Origin of the sequence: Pseudomonas sp. NY15181, from assembly GCF_048068055.1 — a bacterium.
Taxonomy (GTDB): Bacteria; Pseudomonadota; Gammaproteobacteria; order Pseudomonadales; family Pseudomonadaceae; genus Pseudomonas.
Genome location: NZ_JBLUPT010000008.1, coordinates 20,098 through 39,404, shown reverse-complemented (window position 1 = coordinate 39,404; position 19,307 = coordinate 20,098). Strand labels below are relative to the sequence as shown.

13 protein-coding genes and 1 tRNA gene are annotated in these 19,307 nt (G+C 66.2%); 5 read left to right on the top strand and 9 right to left on the bottom strand.

Features of this window, described 5'->3' with window-relative positions; translation table 11 throughout:
- Window positions 1-26: 26 nt before the first annotated feature.
- Entirely contained in the window at window positions 27-1,409 is a 1,383-nt protein-coding gene (locus ACNFBT_RS18510) for a UDP-glucose dehydrogenase family protein (RefSeq protein WP_416751787.1), read from the top strand.
- Window positions 1,410-1,571: 162 nt separating this feature from the next.
- Here the strand turns inward: ACNFBT_RS18510 and ACNFBT_RS18505 are convergent, their stop codons facing one another.
- From ACNFBT_RS18505 to ptsP, 3 genes are read right to left on the bottom strand one after another with little or no spacing between them, the layout of a single operon-like run.
- A complete protein-coding gene (locus ACNFBT_RS18505; protein WP_416751785.1) occupies window positions 1,572-3,326 on the bottom strand; it encodes a PTS fructose-like transporter subunit IIB in 1,755 nt (584 codons plus the stop codon).
- Between the two features lie 36 nt (window positions 3,327-3,362).
- Window positions 3,363-4,298 carry a 1-phosphofructokinase gene (gene pfkB / locus ACNFBT_RS18500; RefSeq protein WP_416751784.1) on the bottom strand — a complete coding sequence of 312 codons (936 nt, stop codon included), beginning with the start codon at window positions 4,296-4,298 and terminating at the stop codon, window positions 3,363-3,365.
- A complete protein-coding gene (ptsP, locus tag ACNFBT_RS18495; protein ID WP_416751782.1) occupies window positions 4,298-7,183 on the bottom strand; it encodes a phosphoenolpyruvate--protein phosphotransferase in 2,886 nt (961 codons plus the stop codon). The genes pfkB and ptsP overlap by 1 nt, the downstream gene beginning before the upstream one ends.
- A gap of 212 nt (window positions 7,184-7,395) precedes the next feature.
- Here ptsP and cra point away from each other — a divergent pair, with 212 nt between their 5' ends.
- Complete coding sequence (cra, locus tag ACNFBT_RS18490) at window positions 7,396-8,388, top strand: catabolite repressor/activator (RefSeq protein ID WP_416751780.1); 993 nt, start codon at window positions 7,396-7,398, stop codon at window positions 8,386-8,388.
- A gap of 4 nt (window positions 8,389-8,392) precedes the next feature.
- A complete protein-coding gene (locus tag ACNFBT_RS18485) occupies window positions 8,393-9,175 on the top strand; it encodes a TatD family hydrolase (RefSeq protein WP_416751778.1) in 783 nt (260 codons plus the stop codon).
- A 258-nt stretch (window positions 9,176-9,433) separates the two neighbouring features.
- On the opposite strand, the gene ACNFBT_RS18480 is transcribed toward ACNFBT_RS18485, so the two are convergent.
- The 4 genes from ACNFBT_RS18480 to ACNFBT_RS18465 form a co-directional block, all read right to left on the bottom strand.
- Window positions 9,434-10,138, bottom strand: coding sequence for a methyl-accepting chemotaxis protein (locus ACNFBT_RS18480; RefSeq protein WP_416752187.1), 705 nt, complete (start codon window positions 10,136-10,138; stop codon window positions 9,434-9,436).
- A 1,553-nt stretch (window positions 10,139-11,691) separates the two neighbouring features.
- A complete protein-coding gene (gene ampE / locus ACNFBT_RS18475) occupies window positions 11,692-12,528 on the bottom strand; it encodes a regulatory signaling modulator protein AmpE (protein ID WP_416751776.1) in 837 nt (278 codons plus the stop codon).
- Window positions 12,525-13,088: a 1,6-anhydro-N-acetylmuramyl-L-alanine amidase AmpD gene (ampD, locus tag ACNFBT_RS18470; protein ID WP_416751774.1), complete on the bottom strand. Its 564-nt coding sequence runs from the start codon at window positions 13,086-13,088 to the stop codon at window positions 12,525-12,527. The genes ampE and ampD overlap by 4 nt, the downstream gene beginning before the upstream one ends.
- A gap of 78 nt (window positions 13,089-13,166) precedes the next feature.
- The gene (locus tag ACNFBT_RS18465; RefSeq protein ID WP_416751772.1) at window positions 13,167-15,464 is read right to left on the bottom strand and encodes a DUF1631 domain-containing protein; all 2,298 of its coding nucleotides are present in this window, start codon (window positions 15,462-15,464) and stop codon (window positions 13,167-13,169) included.
- Window positions 15,465-15,748: 284 nt separating this feature from the next.
- Between ACNFBT_RS18465 and nadC the strand changes: the two genes are divergently transcribed.
- Window positions 15,749-16,597 carry a carboxylating nicotinate-nucleotide diphosphorylase gene (gene nadC, locus ACNFBT_RS18460; RefSeq protein ID WP_416751770.1) on the top strand — a complete coding sequence of 283 codons (849 nt, stop codon included), beginning with the start codon at window positions 15,749-15,751 and terminating at the stop codon, window positions 16,595-16,597.
- A gap of 53 nt (window positions 16,598-16,650) precedes the next feature.
- Here the strand turns inward: nadC and ACNFBT_RS18455 are convergent.
- Together ACNFBT_RS18455 and ACNFBT_RS18450 are read right to left on the bottom strand one after the other, a co-directional pair.
- Window positions 16,651-16,726 (bottom strand) — tRNA-Thr (locus ACNFBT_RS18455).
- Between the two features lie 177 nt (window positions 16,727-16,903).
- Window positions 16,904-17,377 carry a pilin gene (locus ACNFBT_RS18450; RefSeq protein WP_416751768.1) on the bottom strand — a complete coding sequence of 158 codons (474 nt, stop codon included), beginning with the start codon at window positions 17,375-17,377 and terminating at the stop codon, window positions 16,904-16,906.
- A 226-nt stretch (window positions 17,378-17,603) separates the two neighbouring features.
- Here ACNFBT_RS18450 and pilB point away from each other — a divergent pair, with 226 nt between their 5' ends.
- Window positions 17,604-19,307 (top strand): type IV-A pilus assembly ATPase PilB, encoded by a 1,704-nt coding sequence (gene pilB / locus ACNFBT_RS18445; protein WP_416751766.1) that lies wholly within the window; start codon window positions 17,604-17,606, stop codon window positions 19,305-19,307.

Genomic DNA, 19,307 nt, shown 5'->3' with positions numbered 1-19,307 from the left:
ATGAGCCCTCAGCGGGAGATCACAGCATGAAAATCAGCGTATTCGGTATCGGCTATGTGGGGCTCGTCCAGGCCGCCGTCATGGCGGAAGTCGGCCATGACGTCCTGTGCATGGACATCGACGAAGAAAAGATCGCCAAGCTCAAGCGCGGGCAGATCAGCATCTTCGAACCGGGGCTTGCGGAGCTGGTGAAGGACAACCTGGAAGCCGGCCGCCTGCACTTCACCAGCGACGTCGCCGAGGCCACCGCCCACGGCCGGGTGCAGTTCATCGCCGTGGGCACGCCGCCCAGCGCCGATGGTTCGGCCGACCTGAGCGCGGTATTCGCCGTGGCCGAAAGCATCGCCCGCCACCGCCACCAGCCGGTGATCATCGTCGAGAAGTCCACGGTCCCGGTGGGCACCGGCGACCGCATCAAGGCACACCTGCAGCAGGTGCTGAACGACCTGGGACGCACGCTTGAGTTCGATATCGTCTCCAACCCCGAGTTTCTCAAGGAAGGCTCGGCGCTGGCCGACTGCCGCAAGCCTGACCGCATCGTCATTGGCTGCGAGCGCCCGGAAGTGATGGATGTGATGCGCGAGATCTACGAGCCATTCAACCGCAATCACGACCGCATCATCAGCATGAACCTGCGCAGCGCCGAGCTGACCAAGTACGCCGCCAACTGCATGCTGGCGACCAAGATCAGCTTCATCAACCAGATCGCCGAACTGGCCGAGCACATGGGCGCCGACATCGAATCGGTGCGCCAGGGCATGGGCGCCGACCCGCGTATCGGCTACCACTTCATCTACCCCGGCTGCGGCTACGGTGGCTCGTGCTTCCCCAAGGATGTGCAAGCGCTGATCCAGAGCGCCAAGGAAGCGGACTGCTCCAACGACCTGCTGCGCGCCGTGGAAGCCGTGAACGTGCGACAGAAGAACAAGCTGTTCCAGCGCATCCACCGCTACTTCGACGGCCAACTGGCCGGACGTACCTTCGCGCTCTGGGGGCTGTCGTTCAAGCCCAACACCGACGACATGCGCGATGCGCCCAGCCGGACGCTGATGGAGGCGCTCTGGGAAGCCGGTGCGCAGGTTCGCGCCTTCGACCCGGAGGCCATGACCGAAGCGCAACGCCTGTACGGCCACGATGAGCGCCTGACGCTGATGGGCACCCCGGAGGCCACCCTCGGAGGCGCCGATGCGCTGGTGATCTGCACCGAGTGGCAGCAGTTCAAGGCCCCGGATTTCGACCTGCTGGCCAGCCGCCTGAAGGCTCCGGTGATCTTCGACGGCCGCAACCTGTTCGATCCGGAGCGCATGGCGCGCCATGGTTTCGAATACTTCCCGATGGGCCGCGGCGACTCGCACCGCCTGCCGGTGCCGGCGATTGAGCAGAAACAACCGGAACAGCTCCACGTCTGAGGCGTCGCGTCCTCCCACCGCTCGAACGTAGGGCGTATAACGTTCGACGTTATACGCCGTTTGACCTTGATCCCAAGGCGCTCCGGGCTTGATCCCGGAGCCGGCGACAAGGCGAGGTGTATCGGCGTATAACCGCGAACGGTTATACGCCCTACGCGGTGGCTACACCCGCCCCTGCACCGGCTCGCCCATTACCATCATCGGCGCCGCTTCCGAGCGCTTGAGTACGGCATAGAGCACCCCCGTCACCACGCTGCCCACGGCGATCGCCAGCAGGTACAGCAGCGCGTGATTCATCGCATTGGGAATCAGCAGCACGAACAGCCCGCCGTGGGGCGCCAGCAGCTTGCAGCCGAACAGCATCGACAACGCGCCGGTCAGCGCGCCGCCGACGATGCTCGCCGGGATCACCCGCAGCGGGTCCCTGGCGGCAAAGGGAATCGCCCCCTCGGAGATGAAGCACAGCCCCAGCACCAGCGCCGCCTTGCCGGCCTCGCGCTCGCTCTGGGCGAACTTGCGCCGCGCCAGCAGGGTGGCGATGCCCATGCCGATTGGCGGGACCATGCCGCCCGCCATCACCGCCGCCATCGGCGCGTAGCTCTGCGAGGCCAGCAGGCCGACGGAGAAGGCGTAGGCCGCCTTGTTGATCGGCCCACCGAGGTCGACGCACATCATCCCGCCCAGCAGAAGCCCCAGCAGGACGGCATTGGTGGTACCCATGCCGGCGAGGAAGTCGGTCAGCGAATGCATCATCGCCGCCACCGGCGAGCCCACCACGTAGATCATCACCAGCCCGGTGAACAGGCTGGCCAGCAGCGGGATGATCAGGATCGGCTTGAGCGCCGCGACACTGGCCGGCAACGGAATCCACTGCGCGATCGCCCGCGCTGAATAGCCCGCCAGAAAACCCGCGACTATGCCGCCGAGGAAGCCCGCGCCCAGGGTGCTCGCCAGCAGACCGCCGATCATGCCCGGCGCGAGACCGGGCCGGTCGGCGATGGACCAGGCGATGTAGCCGGCGAGCATCGGCACCATCAGCTTGAACGCCGCCTCGCCGCCGATCTGCATCAGCGCGGCGGCCAGCGTGCCCTGCTGCTTGAAGGCCTCGATGCCAAAGACGAAGGACAGCGCGATCAGCAGGCCGCCGGCCACCACCATCGGCAGCATGAAGGACACACCGGTGAGCAGGTGCTTGTAGACCCCGCGCGCTTCGTTCCTGCCCGGCGCGGCGCCGGAGGCGGCAGAAGCGGCGGACTCCTCGCGTGCCTCGGCCAGCGCGCGATCGAGGATCACCAGTGGCTGCTTCAGCGCGATACCCGTGCCGCAGCGGAAGATGCGCTTGCCAGCGAAACGCTCGGTGTTCACTTCGATATCCGCAGCCAGCAACACCGCATCGGCAGCGGCGATGTCCTCGGCAGTCAGCGGATTGCGCGCCCCCACCGAACCCTGGGTCTCCACCTTCAGCCCGTAGCCCAGTTGCTGCGCCGCCTGCTGCAACGCCTCGGCAGCCATGAAGGTGTGCGCCACACCGGTTGGACAGGCCGTGATCGCCACCAGCTTCGCAGCACGCGCCTCCCCAGTGGAGAGGGCCGGTCGCTCCTCACCCTGCCACACAGCCGCATCCTGCGCGGCGCGCTGGAGGAAGGCAGCGGGATCAGCCAGCGCCTCGGCCGGGCGCGCCTGCAGCAGGCGCTTGCCGTTGAAGCGCGAGAGGTCCAGCGGCTGCGTGCTGACCACCAGCACCCAGTCGGCCGATGCGATCTGCGCCTCGGAGAGTTGGCGTTCGGGATGCTGCGGGTCGTGCTGCTCGACGCACACCGACCAGCCCAGGCGCTCGGCCGCCGCACGCAGCAGGCGGGCGCTGAGCACACTGGTGATCTGGCCGTTCGGGCAGGCCGTGATAAGGGCAAGGTTCATCGTCATAACCTCTTGTTGTTCTGGATGCGGCGCGGGTCAGGCCTGGGCCTGGACCTGCACGCCGTCTTCGATCCGGCTCAGGCGCGGCACATCGCCGATGCCGAACTCGAACTGGGTGACCGCCAGCGCCGCCACTGCCGTGGCGTGGCGCAGTACGCGCTCCGCCGGCCAGCCGGCGAGCAGGCCGTGCAACATGCCGGCGAGCAGCGAGTCCCCCGCCCCCACCGTGCTCGCCACCTCGACCTTCGGCGGAATTGACCGCCAGTGACCCTGCGGGCCGAACCAGCGCACACCGTCCGCGCCTTGGGACAGCACCACCTGCTCGATGCCGCGCGCACGCAGCGCCTCGGCCTGCGCGGCCAGCGCCGCCGGCGTCTCGAAAGCCTGTCCACAGGCTTCGGCCAGTTCGGCATCGTTCGGCTTGATCAGCCAGGGCGCCGCGTCCAGCCCCGCGCGCAGGGCCGCGCCGCTGCTGTCGAACGCCACCTTCAGGCCGAGCCGCCCGAGCCGCAGCAGCAGTTCGCGCAACCAGTCGGGATCGACGCCGCGCGGCAGGCTGCCGGCGACCACCACCAGCTCATGCTCGCCGGCGATCCGGTCGAGGCGATCGAGCAGCCTGTCCTGCTCGCCGGCGCTTACCTGCGGGCCGGGACCGTTGATATCGGTGATGCGCCCATCACCCTCGGCCAGCTTGATATTGCTGCGGGTTTCCCCCGGCACGCGGACGAAGGCATCGACGAAACCACGGCGCTGGAACAGCGCCTCGAAGGGCGGCGCATTGTCCGCTCCGAGAAAGCCCGTCACGCTCAGCGAATGGCCAAGATCGGCCAGCACCTGGGCGACGTTCAGGCCCTTGCCGGCCGCCTGGCTGAGCACCGACTCGCTGCGGTTGACCTCGCCGACGTCGAGCCGGGGCAGTCGCACCGTCAGGTCCAGTGCGGGATTCAGGGTTACGGTGAGGATGCGCGCCATCAGTTCACCTCCGGCAGGGCCTGGGCGACGCACTCGCGCACCTCGGCGGCGGAACCCAGTGCCAGCGCGGTCTGCGCCAGCTCGCGGGCCATCGGCAGATCGAGCTCGCGCACCCGCGCCTTGACCAGCGGGATGCTGCGCGCCGACACACTCAACTCATCTACCCCCAGCCCCACCAGCAGCGGCACCGCCTGCGCATCCGCCGCCAACTCGCCGCAGACGCCCACCCACTTGCCGTGGGCATGGGCGGCACGCACGGTCATGTCGATCAATTGCAGCACCGCCGGGTGCAGGCCGTCGGCCTGCGCCGACAGGGTCGGATGGCCACGGTCGATGGCCAGGGTGTACTGGGTCAGGTCGTTAGTGCCGACGCTGAAGAAATCCACTTCGCGGGCCAGCACCGGCGCGAGCAATGCCGCCGACGGCACTTCGACCATGATGCCCAGTTGCAGGTCATGCTCGCCGCCCAGCTCCGCGCAGAGCCGCCGGGTCAGGTCGCGGGCCTGTCGCCACTCCTCCACCTGCCCGACCATCGGGAACATGATGCGCAACGGACGCCCGGCGGCGGCCTGCAGCAGGGCGCGCAGCTGGGTCTGGAAGATCTGCGGGCGCTGCAGGGTCAGGCGCACGCCGCGCACGCCCAGGTAGGGGTTCTCCTCCCGGGGGATCGGCCAGTACGGCAGCGGCTTGTCGCCGCCCACGTCGAGGGTGCGCGCCACCAGTGGGCGCCCGTCGAGGGCATCGAGCACGCGACGGTACTCGGCCTCCTGGGCCGCCTCGTCGGGCGCCTGGGGGTTGTCCATGAACACGAATTCGGTGCGCAGCAGGCCGACGCCTTCCGCGCCCTGCTCCACCGCCGCCGCGGCGCCGGAGGTGTCGCCCAGGTTGGCGCAGACCTCCACGGCATGGCCGTCACGGGTGATCGCCGGCTCATGACGGCGCGCCTCGGCGCGCTCGGCACGACGTCGGCGCTGGTCGCGCTGGCGTTCGGCCTCGGCCAGGCATTCCGCGCTCGGCGAGACCAGCAGTTCACCCTGGTCGCCATCGAGCAGCAGGATGGTTTCGCTCTCCAGCGCCAGCACTGCCGCACCCGCCCCCACCAGGGCGGGAATGCCCAGCGCGCGGGCAATGATCGCGCTGTGCGAGGTTGCCCCGCCGCGCGCGGTGAGAATGCCGGCCACCCGCTCGCGGTCCAGCCGCGCCACATCGGACGGGCCGACCTCGTCCATCACCAGGATGTAGGGCCGCTCCGGCGCGGGCGCACTCTGCGCGCCACACAGGCGTGCCAGCACCCGCCGGCCAACGTCCCGCAGGTCGGCCGCGCGCTCGGCCAGCAAAGCGTCGCGCAGCGCTTCCTGCTCGCTGGCGACGCGCTCGATCACCTGGTTCCAGGCCGCCTCGGCGCTGGCGCCCTCGGCCAGGCGCGACTGCACCTCGTCGGCCAGCTCCGGGTCTTCCAGCAGCGCCTGGTGGGTGACGAAAATGTCGCGGATCGCCTTGACCTGGGTGCGCTTTACCAGCGCCTCGATCTCGGCGGAAATCGCTTCGCGTGCGTCATCCAGACGCTGGCGCTCCACCTCGACCGACTCGCCACGCTCGGCGAACCTGAAGTCGCGCTCGACCTGCAGATATGCAGGCCCGCTGGCGATACCGGGGGACGCGGCGATGGCCTGCAGGCGGCTGCCCGCTTCCGGCGCGAGGACCGATTGTGCTTCGACAGCCTCTACGACTTCGGTACTGGGCTCCGGCGACTCGGGCAGCGGCTCGACCTCCTCGCCCAACCCCTGCTCCACCGCCAGGCGCACAGCCTCCAGCGCGCGCCCGGCGATCTGGGGCTCGGCGAAGAATTCCAGCACCTGCCCACGCCGTGCGCCGAGGCTGAGCAGCTTGCTCAGGCTACGGATCGACACCGGCGCGCTGTCGGCCTCGGCGATGCGCACGCGAATCTCGCCCTCGAAGTCCCGCGCCAGCAACATCAGCACCTGCGACGGGCGGGCATGCAGGCCGTGCGGGTTGGCCAGCGGCACCCGCACACTCGGCCAATCCACCGGCAGCTCGCCGCCCAGGGCCTCCAGCACATGACGGCTGGTGGTGGCCCGCGCCAGGTCACTGGCGCGGCCGTCCACCAGCAGGTCGCACAGGCGCTCGAACATAGCCCGGTGCGCGTCACCCCGGCTGGCCAGGCAGAACAGCCCCCGCACCGGCAGACCGGCATGATTCAGTTCGCGCTGCGGCGTGACGAAGGCCAGCCCCGGCCGCGAGACGCGCTCGCCGCTGTGCAGCCACCAGAGCCCGCCGCCCAGCGGCAGTGCCTCGCTGCCTTGCAGTTCGGCCGCGAAGCCGGGCTCGACGCAGCCGGCCTTTTTCAATCGGCGCGCACCCAGCACGGTGAGTTCGTCGAAATCCTCGGCGGCGACACCCAGGCCTACCAGTTGCGTGTCCAGCAACAGCGCCTGCGGCGCGCCGCGCAGCAGATGCAGCAGCGCCTCGGGGCTTTCGGCCCGGCGCAGGGCCTCGCCCATCTCGCCGTCGCCCAGCGCGCGGGTGAGCAGTTGCAGCAGGTGCAGGTGCTCGTCGGACCTGGCGGCGATGGCGATGGCCAGGTGCACCGTCTGGCCGTCACCCCAGGCGACGCCCTCGGGGAAATGCATCAGGCGCACCCCGGTGCGCTGCACCAGGTGGCGGGTGTCCGGTGTGCCGTGGGGAATCGCGATGCCCTGGCCGAGGTAGGTGGAGCCCTGCGCTTCGCGGGCCTGCAGACCGGCGAGGTAGCCGGTGGCGACCAGTCCGTCGTCCTCCAGGGCCGCGCCGAGCAACGCCAGGGCGGCCTGCTTGTCGGCGGCGCGCTGGTCCATGCGAACCTGCTGCGCGTTCAGTTCGAGCATCGCGATCTCCTCGCCGGCGTTCAGGCGCGCCGGCGCTTTGGGCGGTAATCCGCTTGTATGGTGAACAGCTTAGAACCTGTGGCTTTCTCGGCCGCCGGGGCGGTCTTCAGGCAACGCACACAGGAATGCTGAATCGTTTCACCTATTGAGACTGGAACGTTACTCGATAATGCGTGATCCTTGAAGCCCCCAATTGTCGGCAGCCCATTGCGTTGAAACTCAGTGATATCGCCCGCCTGGCCGGTGTTTCGGTCACCACCGCCAGCTATGTGATCAACGGCAAGGCCGTGCAGCGCCGTATCAGTGCCGCCACGGTGGAGCGCGTGCGCGCGGTGATCGAAGAACACGGCTACCACCCGGACCAGCAGGCCGCCAGCCTGCGCCGCGGCCAGACCCGCACCCTCGGCTTCGTCCTGCCGGACCTGGAAAACCCCAGCTACGCCAAGCTCGCCAAGCTGCTCGAACAGGGCGCTCGGGCCCGTGGTTACCAGCTGCTGATCGCAAGCTCCGACGACGAACCGGACACCGAGCGCCAGGTGCTCAACCTGTTCCGCGCGCGGCGTTGCGATGCGCTGATCGTCGCCAGCTGCCTGCCGGGTAACGACGACAGCCTGGCCCGCCTGCAGGACATCGGCGTGCCGGTGATCGCGGTGGACCGCCAGCTCGATCCGCAGCGCTTCTGCTCGGTGGTCAGCGACGACCGCGACGCCTGCCAGCGCCTCACCGCCAGCCTGCTGGAGCCCGCGCCACGGAGCATCGCCCTGCTCGGCGCACGCTCGGAGCTGATCATCAGCCAGGAGCGTGCGGCGGGCTTCCGCAGCGCGCTGCGCGAGTTCAAGGGACAGGTGCTCGTCGAGCACGGCGAGACCTTCAGCCGCGCGTGCGGCCGGCGGCTGATGGAGGAGTTGCTGGCGCGCCAGGGCCGGCTGCCCGACGCGCTGATCACCACTTCCTACGTGCTGCTCGAAGGCGTCTTCGACGTGCTCCAGGCGCTGCCCGACGGCTGGCCGGCAGGACTGCGCATCGCCACCTTCGGCGATACCCAACTGCTCGACTTCGTTCCGCTGAAGGTCAACGCGATCTCCCAGCAGCACGCCCTGATCGCCGAGCGCGCCCTGGACCTGGCGCTGAGCGCGATCGAACAGAACAGCTACACCCCCGGCGTCCATCCGGTGGCGCGCACGCTGAAGCTGCGCACGGAGTGACACCATGCAGCTGATCGACACCCACAACCATCTCGACTGCGCGGACTTCGCCGACGACCGTCAGGCGGTGCTGCGGCGCAGCCGTGAGCGCGGGGTGATCCGTCAGGTGCTGCTAGGAGTGTTCCACGAGAACTGGGAAGACGTCTGGGCGCTGGTCGAGCAGGAGCCCGACCTGTATGCCGCCCTCGGCCTGCACCCTATCTACCTGGCGCGCCATCGCCCCGAGCACCTGGTGGCGCTGCGCGACTGGCTGGAGCGACTGGCGGGCCACCCGAAGCTCTGCGCGGTGGGGGAGATCGGCCTGGACTACTACCTGGAAGACCTCGACCGCGACGGCCAGCAGGCGATCTTCGAGGACCAGCTGCGCGCCGCCATCGACTTCGAACTGCCGGTGCTGCTGCACGTACGCCGCTCCCATGCGGCGGTGATCGCCACACTCAAGCGCTACAAACCCAGGCGCCAGGGCATCATCCATGCCTTCGCCGGCAGCCGCGAGGAAGCCCGCGAATACCTCAAGCTCGGCTTCCGCCTGGGCCTGGGCGGCGCGCCAACCTGGCCGCAGGCCAACCGCCTGCGCAAGGTGGTGCCGGAGATTCCGCTGGACTCCATCGTGCTGGAGACCGACTCGCCGGACATGGCGCCGGCCATGTATCCCTACGTGCGCAACAGCCCCGAACACCTGCCGGAGATCTGCGCGGCATTGGCGGAACTCAAAGGCATCAGCCCGGAAGAACTGGCGAGCGCCAGCACGCGCAATGCGATGGAGTTGTTCGGCTGGAAACCGTAGGGCGTACAACCGTTCGCGGTTGTACGCCGTTTCACCGATTTCATCGCCAACGCCGTGGTCGAGCCTGGCAATGGGCTCTCAGGTCAACCACGAGCGGCGTCCGGCCAAGGCCAATCGGCGTATAACGCGGAGCGTTATACGCCCTACAAGGCATTCAGCCTTGGCGTACCCCTGAATTCACCGACAACCCGGTATCCGCGAGATGGGGAAGCGTCCTTGCGCTCGCGCGGATACCGGGCTGCTGATGAACACCCTTGCTCAGACCCGGAACGCCCCGATCAGGCGCTTGAGCTCGCCCACCTGCCCGGTCAGCTCGCGGCTGGCGCGCTCGGTCTCGCTGGCGCCCTCGGCGGTGCGCTCACCGGCCTGGTTGATCTGCACGATGTTCTGGTCGATGTCATGGGCGACCGCCGTCTGCTGCTCGGCGGCGGCGGCGATCTGCTGGTTCTGGTCGACGATGGCGCCCACCGCCTGGAGGATGTTCTCCAGCGCCAGTTGCACCTGCTCCGACTGGCTCACGGTGCCGTCCGCGGTGTGGTGGCTGCTGCCCATCGCCTTCACCGCCGCACCGACGCCGTTCTGCAGGCGGGCGATCATCTGCTCGATTTCCTCGGTGGACTGCTGGGTGCGCTTGGCCAGCGTACGCACCTCGTCGGCCACCACCGCGAATCCGCGGCCCTGCTCGCCGGCCCGCGCCGCTTCGATGGCGGCGTTGAGCGCCAACAGGTTGGTCTGCTCGGCGATGCCCTTGATCACATCCAGCACGCGGCTGATCGAGGCGCTGTCGGCGGCCAACTGGTTGATCACCGCCACCGACTCGTCGATCTCGCCGGCCAGGCGCTGGATGCTGCCGACCTGCGACTCCACCAGGGCGCGACCACTGGCGGTTTCCTGGTTGACGTTGTGCGCGCTGCCCACCGCCACCGCTGCGCTACGCGCCACTTCCTGGGCGGTGGCGGCCATCTGGTTCATCGCCGTGGCGACCTGCTCGATCTGGTTGCGCTGGCCGGTCACGGCCTGGTTGCTCTCGGCGGATACCGACTCGACCCGCACGGTCTGCCGCTCGACTTCGCTGACGGTGCGGCCAACCTGCTCGATGAGGTCATGGATCCGCGCCACCGTCTGGTTGAACGCCTGCCCCAGCTCGCCGAGCTCGTCCTGGCTCTGGGCGCGGAAGGTGACCGTCATGTCGCCGGAGGCAACGCGCTCCATCACCTGCCCCAGGCTCTTGAGGGTGGTGCGAGTGGAGACGTAGAAGCCGCTGTACAGGTAGCCGATGGCGAGGAACACCACCAGCAGCGCCACCACCAGCAACAGCATCTGCCGCTGTTTGCTGGCCAGGCGCTCCTGCAGGTTGCCATCGACGAAGGCCAGCACCTGGTCGTCGAGACAGTAGGTCTTGTCCATCGCCCGGCTGACCTGGTCGTAGAAATCGGCCCAGGGCGTGTCGAGGGTATCGGCCATCACCACCTGGTCCTCGAACAGCTTGCCCAGGCTCTTCAAGGTTTCGCGGCTGGCCTCGGCGTCAGCGGACAACGCGGCCTGCGCGGCGGCGCTGCCGCCCAGGGCGTCCTGCAGCTTCAGGCCGTACTCGGCATGGAGCTTTTCCAGCTCCTGCAGCAGGTCGTTGAGCCGGTCGCTGGAGGATGAATTGATAAAGCCCTGGCCGAGCGCGCTGGCGCCGATGGTACGGCCCACGCTGATCGTCCGGGTGACCTGCGGGGTGACAGCGGTGATCAGCTCGGCGAGCTGGCGTACGTCACGGGCGTCGTCCTGGCTCAGCCCGCCCTGGGACAGCAGCAGCTTGTTGAAGACCTGCACCTGGTTGAGCAGGCGCGCCGCCGTGGCTGCCTTGCTCTGCAGCGAGCCTTCGCTCTCCACGCCCTTGAGGGAGCCCCGCAGTTCATCGCGCCGGGCATTGAACTCGGCGACCTGCTCGGCATCCTGGGTGACCGGCTGCAGCGCGTCGATCTGCGCCGCCAGGTCCTTGTGCAGCTTGGCGATACGCCCATCGATGCCGCCGCCCTTGCTGGACTGGCCGAGCACGCCATTGATCTGCAAAAGGTCGTTGTAGGCTTCGACGTTGCGGCGGATCTGCTGGCCATCGCCGATCAGCTGCAGGCTTTGAAGTTCGGCGCGGGTGCTGACGAACTGACGATAGGAATCGCGCACCAGGTAGAAATTGGTGATCAGCATCGGCAGGAAAAACAGCACGCTGATCAGGCTGAACTTCATGCCGAAGCTCAGGCGGTTCATCAGCGCGATGGCCGGATAGAGCACAGTCCTCACAAAGACGTCTCCTGTTCCCGTTATTGTTATGTCGCTTGTCGGGGATGGCAGGTGCGCCCCTGGACTGGCGCACGCCGCACGCGCGCTCGCCGGAACGGCTCGTGATGGACATCACAGACCGGATCGGCGCGCACAGGCTTCTGTGTACCTGATATCGGCGGGGAGTTCTGTAACTTAAGGTTAAAATGCCATCACCGGACCAGCGGCAGTGGCCCGGTATCAGGCTCTTACAGCAGCAGGGTCCAGATGGCGAAGACGGCATACCAGAGCACCGCCGAGCGCACCAGCAGCTGCCAGAGCGCATCCAGGCTGGCGACGCCCCTGGCGCCCAACCCGCCCTCGTTGAAGTCCTCGGCCACGTAGCCGGCCTGCGCCAGCAGCCGGGCGGCGGGCACGTCCCAGGCCAGCAGGTCATGCAGCAGGCTGCGGCTGACGGCGACGAAGTTGCCCACCAGGGCGAAACTCAGGACCAGTGCCCGCGCCGGCAGCCAGTCGAACGCATGACGCAGCTGGACGGCACGCTCACGCAGCTCCGCCTGCCGGCCCTGCTCCGCAGCGATGGCCAGCAGGCGGTAGGTCAGCGCCGCCACCGGGCCCAGCAGCGCGTACCAGAAGATCACCGCGAAGAACGCCTGATAGGCCTGCCACACCAGGGTGCCCTGGACCTGCGCCAGCAGCTCGTCGTCGTTGTCGGCCTGCACGCCGAGGTCGCGCTCGGCCACGTGATAGGCACCCTGGGCGTCCTCGCGGCGCCAGGCATCACGGAAGGGCCCGATGGCCCGCAGGATGTCGCCGCGCCCCAGACTCCAGACCACCACCAGCAGGTGCACCGGCAAGGCCAGCAGCCCATAGGCAACGGGCTCCAGCAGGGTCAGCAGCAGGGCGAGCAGCAACAAGGGCGGCAACACCGCCACCAACAGCCCGAGCCAGGGCTTCGCCACCAGCGAGGGCACACCGCCCACGGTATCCAGCCAGCCGAGCCATAAGCTGTCGCGCTGCAGCTGAGCGCGCCAGGAAGAGAGCTTCTCGACCGCCAGGACCAGCAACAGCACCAGGAAACTCATATCGACTCCTTCGCTCCGATGGCGGCGAAATAGCGCGCCCAATCAAACGCCTCGCCCGGGTCGGTCTTGCGTTCGGGGGCGATATCGCAGTGCCCCTGGATGCGCGCCGGGGTGATGGCCGGATAGCAGCTCATCAATTGTCGGGTCAGCTCCGCCAGGACTTCGTACTGGCGATCGCTGTACGGATCGCAGTCGGTCCCCTCCAGTTCGATGCCGATGGAAAAATCATTGCAGTTCTCGCGCCCGTCGAAACGCGACACGCCGGCATGCCAGGCCCGCTCGTTGCACGACACGAACTGGAACAGCGAACCGTCGCGCTCGATGAGGAAGTGCGCGGAAACAGTCATGGCGGCAATGCTGGCGAAATAGGGATGCTCGTCGGCATCGAGCCGGTTCTGGAAGAACTCCTGAACCTTGCAGGTGCCGAACTGGCCCGGCGGCAGGCTGATGTTGTGGATCACCAGCAACGACACCACCTCGCTGTCGGGGCGGGCATTGAAGTTCGGCGAGGGGCAGTGCTGGGCGCCTTGGCACCAGCCGGTACGGGGATCGAGCTGCATGGGGGCTCCTTGGCAGAACCCCACTCTAAAGCAGCGGCCCGGGGAAATGAACTCGCGGATCACCGCACCGCGGGGCGGTCAGGCGTTCTTCAGGCGACGCAGATTGCCGATCACCGACTCCAGGGCGCGGTCGAACAGCAGGGCGTCGTCCAGCAGGCGTACGGCGTTGCGGCGGAACTCCAGGGCCAGGCCCATGCGGGTCTTCTCCAGCACCTTCATGCCGGTTCGGTTGACGAAGATGTAGCGGCAGCTCGGGCGGATCACCGCCGCCAGCTTGCAGCGCAGCTTGTGCTCTTCGTCTTCCTGGATCTCCACCCAGCTGCCGACCCGCAGGTCATCGACCCGGCGCAGCGACTCGTCATCATCGGCAAGTACTTCGTCGGGCTCCACCGCTCGGGCTTCGCCGGGGGTGGCGAGCACGATTTCCGCCACCACGGCCACCATCGCCGACTGCGGTGCGATCGAGGCGACCTCGGCAGGGGCGTCCAGCGGCTCATCGAGCAGCGGCAGGTCGTCGTCCAGGCCGGCCGCCTTGCGCTCCTCGGCTTGCTTGTAGCGCTGGAACGCCTGCACGTGCAGCCCTTCCAGACGACTGAAGAATTCCCCGGTAGAGAACGGATCGAAGGCAGCGGAAGCCAGGCCTTCACGCAGCGACTTGAGCAGCTGCGGGACCATTTCCAGCAGGCGCAGGCGCGAATCCGGGTCCTCGTGGGGCTCCACGCTCCAGATCAGATCGTCCATGGTGGCCAGCGCGTCATCCCACTCGATGGAGGCCGTGCCGTGCTTTAGGCAGGTCAGCAGCAGCACCTTGCTCCAGGCTTCCTGCAACAGACGCACCACCACTTCCGGCAGCGTGCGACCCAGCAGGCGCTCATTGAGCACCTGCTCCACATCCTGGCGCGCCAGTTCGGCGCGGGCGCGGCCTTCCTCGGCGTCGCGGGTGCGCTGTTCGAGCAGTTCGCTTCGACGGCGCTCGTCGCCGGTGAATGCGATGAACTCATCAAGCAGCTCGGAGAAGATCGCCGGGTCGTCGACGAAGTCGTTCAGCAGGCGCATCACCACCTGCTCGATCTTCTGGTACAGGTAGTCGCGCTGGCCGTCGGTCTGCTCGCCCCAGCCCAGGGCCGCCGAAGCGATCTCGTTGAGCAGGCGGCGCGCCGGGTGGCTGCCACGGCTGAAGAAGGTCTTGTCGAGCACCGCGACCTTGAGCATCGGAATCTGTATGCGGCCGATCAGGGCCTTCAGGGAGTCCGGCAGGGTGCGGTCATCGAGGATGAATTCGAAGAGCATGGAGACGAGGTTGATGACGTCCTCGTCGACCTGGCCAACCACACGGGAACGGCCGCTCTTGGAGCTGACACGGCTCAGGAGGTGGTCCAGGTGCTGGCGTACATCGATCTCATCGATGGTCTGCGCCGGCAGGTGCGACTGCAGGTGGGAGAGCAGGCGCATCAGGTCGCTGCTGGTGATCGGCACCGCGTCGGAGGGGACTGCGCGGGTCGGTGCGACGGCGCTGCCTCGCACCTGCGAGAGCAGGTCCTGCAGGGCGGCAAAGGCCGCCTGGGACTCGCTGTCCAGGTACTGCGTGCCGGTCTGCTCCAGCGCACCGGCCAACGGTGCCGCGCCGCCACCCTGGCTGGGGGCGGTCCGCTGTGGCGGACGGCGCAGCGGCACGTTCTTGAGTTCCGGCAGCACACCGAGGGCAACCAGCGTCTGGTTGGCCTCGGCATACAGGTGCTCGGCCTCGGCCAGCACGTACTTGTCGAACAGCTTGAGGATGATCAGCTTGACCTTGATCTCGACACCCAGCCCCTGGCACGCCTCGAGGAACGCCTCGCACAGCAGGCGCGGTCCCAGCGGGTTGGTCTTGTCCTCGACCTTCTTGCTGACCAGCTTGTTGAGGCGGGTCGTGAGGTGCCCCAGGGCGACGCCGTCACGGCTCATCACCTTGGCGACCATGGCGTCCAGCGCCACGGCCTCTTCCAGCTCGTCGTTCTGGACCAGGGTAAGGTTGTCGTAGGAGACCGACTCCAGCGGCGAAGCCTTACCGATCTCGTACTGACCGAGACTGGCGAACTGCTCGAAGACTTTCTGCAGGAAGCCGCGTTCGATGTTCTTGCGCTTGAGGCGCAGGTCACGCATGGCTTCGAAATAGGCACTCTGTTCGGCGTTGTTGGAGGCCCGATCGGCCATCTCGAACAGGGTGTCGTCGGCGTTGTCGAACAGCGCCTGCATGGCCTGACGCAGCTGGAGGGCGACTTTGTCGCGCACACTGACCAGCGCCGCCGGCAAACGCCCGGCGAACGAATTCGGCGACTGTTCGGCAGTTACCGGCTTGTTCAGCGGCACTACATTCGCGTTCGCGTCCTTCTGCATCACAGTCTCCTGCCGTCAGCCCTGGCCGGGCTGGCTGGCGGTGCCAACAGTCATCGAAGCATCATCCTTAACGTCAAATTCATGGCGTCAAAAAGTAGGAAGGTTCAGAACCATTATAGGGAAGGTTCCTGAACAACCAAGAGTCATTTCTCGCAAACTTGAAGAAATTCACGCCGATTCTGCTGCCGTCTGTCCGACAGACCATCGGCCAGCGCCAAACGCCAATCGATACCCGCCAAGGCTCGCCGTCCGTATAATCCCGTCACTGCGAACAGGAGCCCTCCATGCCGAACCTCACCCTCGCCGAGCTTTCCGGGGAAATCCAGGCCAACGTGCGCGCCGCCCTGGCCGAAGACGTGGGCAGCGGTGACATCACCGCCCAACTGATCCCCGCCGAGCGCGACGCCGCCGCGCGCATCATCACCCGCGAGAATGCCACCGTGGCCGGCTGCGCCTGGGTCGACGAAGTCTTCCGCCAGGTCGACCCGCGCGTCCAGGTGAAGTGGCAGGTCAAGGATGGCGACCAGGTCAGCGCCGACCAGACCCTGTTCACCCTCGAAGGCCCGGCCCGTGCCCTGCTCACCGGCGAGCGCAGCGCCCTGAATTTCCTTCAGCTGCTTTCCGGCACCGCCACCCGCGCCCGCCATTACGCCGACCGGGTCGAGGGCACCGGCGTGAAGCTGCTCGACACCCGCAAGACCCTGCCCGGCCTGCGCCTGGCGCAGAAGTATGCGATCACCTGCGGCGGCTGTCACAACCACCGCATCGGCCTGTACGACGCCTTCCTGATCAAGGAAAACCACATCGCCGCCTGCGGCGGCATCGCCCAGGCCATCGCCGAAGCCCACCGCATTGCCCCGGGCAAGCCGGTGGAGATCGAAGTGGAAGACCTCGCCGAACTGCGCCAGGCCCTGGACGCTGGCGCCGACATCATCATGCTCGACGAACTGAGCCTGGACGACATGCGCACCGCCGTCGCCCTCACCGCCGGCCGCGCCAAGCTGGAAGCCTCGGGCGGCATCACCGAGGCGACCCTGCGCACCGTCGCCGAGACGGGCGTGGACTACATCTCCATCGGCACCCTGACCAAGGACGTCAAGGCGCTGGACCTGTCGATGCGGTTGAGTCTCTAGTTAAAAGCCAGAAAACAAAAAGCCCCGCTCGAAGCGGGGCTTTTTGTTGAAGCTGGTGCCGGTAAGAGGAATCGAACCCCCGACCTTCTCATTACGAATGAGCTGCTCTACCGACTGAGCTACACCGGCGGCGGGGCGAAGCCTACCACCTCCGCTCGACAACCTCAAACATCAGCATCTGCAGGAAGCCTAATAAGCAATGACGCCATTACTACCCCCTTTTGGCGCTCTTTCCTCTAATTCACGCCACTGGCGAGCAGGCATGAAAAAGCCGCCCGAAGGCGGCTCTTTTAGCAAATTACCGACTTAGCGGCAGCTTGCAGGAAGGAACTTCGGATCGGCAGTGCTGGTGCACTTCCAACCAACAATCGGCACATTGCTGGATGCAAGGAAATCGGCGGCGACAGAAGCAGTGGTAAGGCCAGCATCAGAGTACGGAGTCAAAGTAACGACTTTGCCATCAGGGTCGGTGGCCCGAATATTTTGCACAGTAGCCTCGATGGCACCTGCAGCGGTGGTATGCAACTCAGCAACATAGTTGGAAACCGCGCTGGACGTCTCACCACATCCAAAGCCATCTGCACCAGGCGCGGTATTGACGCCCGTCTGGGATGCCTCAGAAACGGAGACCTTGCACTTGTCCAAGGCAAGGATTACTTCAGACATTTTTGCGCGAGCGGTGTAGTCCTGATAGGCGGGCAGCGCAATAGCGGCCAGGATGCCAATGATCGCAACTACGATCATCAGTTCAATCAAGGTAAAGCCTTTTTGAGCTTTCATAGTTCTCTCCAGATTTTTTAGATGCGGTCCGAGGACCTATCCTGAAGCAAGCAGCTTCCGTGCCATAACTTCCGCACCAAAGAACCCGCCTTTTATAGAAGCCCTCTTACACGATCCAGCGAAATTACGCAGGAAGTGACAAATTTTGGCAGCAACCCTCGACCAATTTGGCACCTCCGCCCAACTGCGTTATAAGGCTTAATACCCTCCATCCGGCTATTTCCCCATGAACGATCAAGTTGTCCTGTCTGGCCTTGCACGGCAGTTGGTGCTGTCTCAACTGCTCGACGAGAATAGTGCGCGGCAGGCACAGCTGCAGGCGCAGCGCAACAAGCTGTCACTGGTAACCTACCTGGTGCAGAGCAAACTGGTGAAAAGCCGCCCGCTGATGGAACTGGCCGCCGATCAATTCGGTGTCGCCTTTTGCGACCTGGCCAGCCTGGACCGCGAGAGCTTCCCCAAGGACTTGGTCAGCGAGAAGCTGGTGCGCCAGCACCGTGTGCTACCTCTGTGGCGCCGCGGCAATAAGCTCTTCGTCGGTCTCTCGGACCCGACCAACCACCAGGCGGTCACCGATATCCAATTCAGCACCGGCCTCACGACCGAAGCCATTCTGGTCGAGGACGACAGACTCGGCGATGCCATCGAGAAGCTCTTCGAGAGTGCTACCGGCGGACTGGATGACCTGGGCGATGTCGACCTGGAAGGTTTGGATATCGAGAGTGGCAATGCCGAGCGCAAGGAGGAAAGCATCGGAGGTGACGCCGACGACGCCCCAGTGGTGCGTTTCGTCAACAAAATGCTGCTGGATGCTATCAAAGGCGGCTCTTCCGACCTGCACTTCGAGCCTTATGAAAAGATCTACCGGGTGCGATTCCGTACCGACGGCATGCTGCAGGAAGTGGCCAAGCCGCCAGTCCAATTGGTCAGCCGCATTTCCGCCCGCCTCAAGGTCATGGCGGGCCTGGATATCTCCGAGCGCCGCAAACCCCAGGACGGCCGCATCAAGATGCGCGTGTCCAAGACCAAATCCATCGACTTCCGCGTCAACACTCTGCCCACGCTATGGGGCGAGAAGATCGTGATGCGTATTCTCGACTCGGCAAGCGCGCAAATGGGCATCGACGCGCTTGGCTACGAGGAAGAGCAAAAGCAGCTTTATCTTGCGGCGCTGAAGCAACCGCAAGGCATGATCCTAGTGACTGGCCCCACGGGCTCGGGCAAGACAGTCTCCCTGTATACCGGCCTGAACATTCTCAATACTCCGGACATCAACATTTCCACCGCGGAAGATCCGGTGGAGATCAACCTGGAAGGCATCAATCAGGTCAACGTCAACCCGAAACAGGGCCTGGACTTCGCACAGGCCCTGCGCGCCTTCCTGCGCCAGGACCCCGACGTGATCATGGTGGGCGAGATCCGCGACCTGGAAACGGCGGAAATCGCCATCAAGGCGGCGCAGACCGGGCACATGGTGATGTCTACCCTGCACACCAACAGCGCCGCGGAAACCCTGACCCGCCTGCTGAACATGGGGGTTGCCTCCTTCAACCTCGCCACTTCGACTAACCTGATCATTGCCCAGCGCCTGGCGCGCAAACTCTGCCCGGCCTGCAAAAAGGAACACAACGTACCGCGCGAAACCCTGCTCCACGAAGGCTTCCCGGAAGAGCGGGTCGGCTCGTTCAAGCTCTACGCCCCGGTCGGGTGCGAGAACTGCAAGAACGGCTACAAGGGGCGTGTAGGTATTTATGAAGTGGTTAAAATCACGCCGGCGCTACAGCGGATTATCATGGAAGAAGGCAATTCCATTCAGATCGCCGAACAAGCCCGCAAAGAAGGCTTCAACGATCTGCGCACCTCGGGCCTGCTGAAAGCCATGCAGGGCATTACCAGCCTCGAGGAAATCAACCGCGTGACCAAGGATTAA

What these genes read in the sequence shown, in the direction of transcription:
- ACNFBT_RS18465 (WP_416751772.1), bottom strand. Translation starts at nt 15,464, where the DNA reads ATGCAGAAGGACGCGAACGCGAATGTAGTGCCGCTGAACAAGCCGGTA.
- ACNFBT_RS18505 (WP_416751785.1), bottom strand. Translation starts at nt 3,326, where the DNA reads ATGAACCTTGCCCTTATCACGGCCTGCCCGAACGGCCAGATCACCAGT.
- ACNFBT_RS18510 (WP_416751787.1), top strand. Translation starts at nt 27, where the DNA reads ATGAAAATCAGCGTATTCGGTATCGGCTATGTGGGGCTCGTCCAGGCC.
- ampE (WP_416751776.1), bottom strand. Translation starts at nt 12,528, where the DNA reads ATGAGTTTCCTGGTGCTGTTGCTGGTCCTGGCGGTCGAGAAGCTCTCT.
- pilB (WP_416751766.1), top strand. Translation starts at nt 17,604, where the DNA reads ATGAACGATCAAGTTGTCCTGTCTGGCCTTGCACGGCAGTTGGTGCTG.
- ptsP (WP_416751782.1), bottom strand. Translation starts at nt 7,183, where the DNA reads ATGCTCGAACTGAACGCGCAGCAGGTTCGCATGGACCAGCGCGCCGCC.
- ACNFBT_RS18450 (WP_416751768.1), bottom strand. Translation starts at nt 17,377, where the DNA reads ATGAAAGCTCAAAAAGGCTTTACCTTGATTGAACTGATGATCGTAGTT.
- ACNFBT_RS18480 (WP_416752187.1), bottom strand. Translation starts at nt 10,138, where the DNA reads ATGGCCGCCACCGCCCAGGAAGTGGCGCGTAGCGCAGCGGTGGCGGTG.
- ACNFBT_RS18485 (WP_416751778.1), top strand. Translation starts at nt 8,393, where the DNA reads ATGCAGCTGATCGACACCCACAACCATCTCGACTGCGCGGACTTCGCC.
- nadC (WP_416751770.1), top strand. Translation starts at nt 15,749, where the DNA reads ATGCCGAACCTCACCCTCGCCGAGCTTTCCGGGGAAATCCAGGCCAAC.
- pfkB (WP_416751784.1), bottom strand. Translation starts at nt 4,298, where the DNA reads ATGGCGCGCATCCTCACCGTAACCCTGAATCCCGCACTGGACCTGACG.
- ampD (WP_416751774.1), bottom strand. Translation starts at nt 13,088, where the DNA reads ATGCAGCTCGATCCCCGTACCGGCTGGTGCCAAGGCGCCCAGCACTGC.